The sequence below is a fragment of the Taibaiella soli genome (assembly GCF_003236175.1).
In the GTDB taxonomy this organism is placed as follows: Bacteria; Bacteroidota; Bacteroidia; order Chitinophagales; family Chitinophagaceae; genus QKTW01.
Window position 1 is genome coordinate 1 of sequence record NZ_QKTW01000033.1, and the last position, 2,494, is coordinate 2,494.

The window sequence follows — 2,494 nt, forward strand, 5'->3', positions numbered from 1 at the left end:
TTGTGCTCCTCATGATTCTCGGTCCCATTAAAACCCTAGGAGATAGTATCTGTTAAACCAGTATTGTGATTAGTACAGAACGCCGCCCATGGTTCCGGACCTTGGTCGATTAGGCAGTTCTCATTGAATGCATGTGGAAGTATGCACCAAAACAGGCTCGACGCTCGTCCATACAAATAGTCTGCATTCTTCCCGTTGGCAGCATCCCAAACGGGATTAAAAGTCCCAATAAATAAAAACTCTAAATTCTCCTGTTGAGGGATCAATATGTGGTGAAATCTATGTTGACAAGGCATGTTTTAATCTTGTTTTTGTTTTGGCGTATCATCCCCGCTATGTTACTGCAATTTTGATGCATTTTGTTTCGCGATGTAATCGATAAAGGCGTTTTCGAGATGCCTTATTCTAAGTGATTTTGGATGATACGCTCGGAAACTGTTTGCTGGAAGATTCGGATGTTTCAAATTGCAAAATTGCCTTGAAGTCCAATTGGGAATGTCGATAAATTCCAGACCTTCAAAAATCGCTTTTAACCTGTTATCAAAAGATGGACCGGTAAAGAATAGGCAGAAATCTGGCTTTATTATTTCTATTTCATTGAGCAGAATTCCGTCGATTTTAGAAATGGCAGCTTCATGTTCCCATAACGTCGTCCTGCATCCAAATCGAACTTACTAAGGTTCGTCCAGGCACATGAATACGGTTCATTCCCGAGTGCCTTTTCAACTTTCCTTGTAATGTTCCAGAATGGAGATGCATAATATTCAATTCCGACGTTAAAGCCCTCATAGGTCCCCATCTGTTTTTCCAGATCATCCACGTAAGATGTCCAACCATTGGTCTCCTGTCCGACAATCAACAATCGATTCGGCTGACCGCGATAGACTTCGCCAGGAGACATCAAAAATGGTCCCGCCAAATCGTCCTCGGGAAAACTGTTAATGATAGATTTAAAGTTCTTTTGCTTCTCTTTGTACAGAGACAACAATTCGTTTCTCATGATGGTTGATTTTTTATGTTTGAAATAATTGGTAGGTTGTTAATGGACTATTGAATAACTCAGCAAAAAAAGTTCGTCAGTTTCTCTCAGAGTTTTCCAACCCACACTTAAGTGCGCTTTGAATTTGGGGTTCAATTTTGACACCATCGCAAATAAAATATCATATCGATCTTCTATGTTGAGGAGAAGACGTTTAAACATCGACTTTGAGAGGCCTTGCATTTGAAATTCAAGATCAACAACAGACTGCATCGTTGCGCAAAAATGGATTTCCAAACAAATATCCATTTGCAGTATTGACTTCCAACGAATTTATGGAACCATTTCTTATTCAAAAATGAGATTGAAACCTGAAGTTACGCCGTTTCAATTTGAAGGTTTATTGAGCGGTCCATGTAGCAAGAGTTACAGTTCATTAAAAGTAAATTTATTAATCAAATCACCAGAGTTGCTCGAAATAATTTCTATAATGTACAAGGTCGGACCGCTAAAAAATAACAACAATCAATTAGCAAGAATTGCCCAGAGTAACTACGTGAAAACTACCCCCATCTCCACCGTCAATTAACGCATATGTATAATTATTATATTTTATAATTTCACAATAAAACATCACACTAAATTTCAAAGAAAATTTCAACATGTTTGTTTTGATGAAACTTACTCCCTTAAGGGACGTTTTGAGTTGTACGCTTGAATTTGAATTATGCATAATGTTTTATGGATATTGTTAACCATTCTCGATGATGAAAGCTGCTTTATTTACAACTTTCGTAACATGTAGTATATGTATACTCGCATTTGGCAAGCAAGTCAAGGCGCAAACCAAGAATGTCCAATTAGCAGATGAAATTAATGAACTCTTATTAGCTACTGCGGTTAATATAAACTCACTGGATCTTGCAATCGGTGGAAACATAGATTTAAAACAATATACACCCTTGTTTTACGAAAGAACTCCCCCAGACGGCAAATTTGATTCGGTTAGTCATGGACATGCCGTATTACAAGTTGGCAAATTAGTTAAAGTAGACTCTGCAGTTGTTTCAAATACGCTGTTAAAATTGTATGTATCGGGAACAAGAGAATTCAGTGGTACACTTATGCCTATTGATTTTTTAATGGCGGCCACTTTAGACTCAAATACCTTCGAGAAAAATGATTTTATGATTCATTTTTTGTGCAAGCTGAGCTACTTATCTCAAATCCCAATAGATAGTATCTACATATTTTGTAGTACTAATCCCAAAAAAGAATCGAACGCAGCGTTACCGTCAGAGTCGAAATTAGATATTGTTAGAAACTTTGTGCTCTATTTTGATAATGAAATGCGGGTATGTGAGATAAAAAATCGTGTGTTTGACATAAATGGAGTCAAGGACGGCTCATGGAGCATGAAACATTACATGAATATATATCAACCCAGAGCGATGGTGACATACGAATTTGATTTTGGAAATCCGCTTTTTAATGATGATTTATCTGGAAAGGAAC

The 2,494-nt window shown here is 37.2% G+C and carries 2 protein-coding genes; one reads left to right on the top strand and one right to left on the bottom strand.

Annotation, left to right across the window (positions count from 1 at the left end; genetic code table 11):
* Positions 1–589: 589 nt before the first annotated feature.
* Positions 590–1,000 (bottom strand): hypothetical protein, encoded by a 411-nt coding sequence (locus DN068_RS21890; RefSeq protein WP_110999160.1) that lies wholly within the window; start codon positions 998–1,000, stop codon positions 590–592.
* A gap of 743 nt (positions 1,001–1,743) precedes the next feature.
* On the opposite strand from DN068_RS21890, the gene DN068_RS21905 reads away from it, so the two are divergent.
* Positions 1,744–2,494 (top strand): hypothetical protein (locus tag DN068_RS21905; RefSeq protein WP_133254090.1); only part of this gene is annotated, 751 nt, incomplete at its 3' end.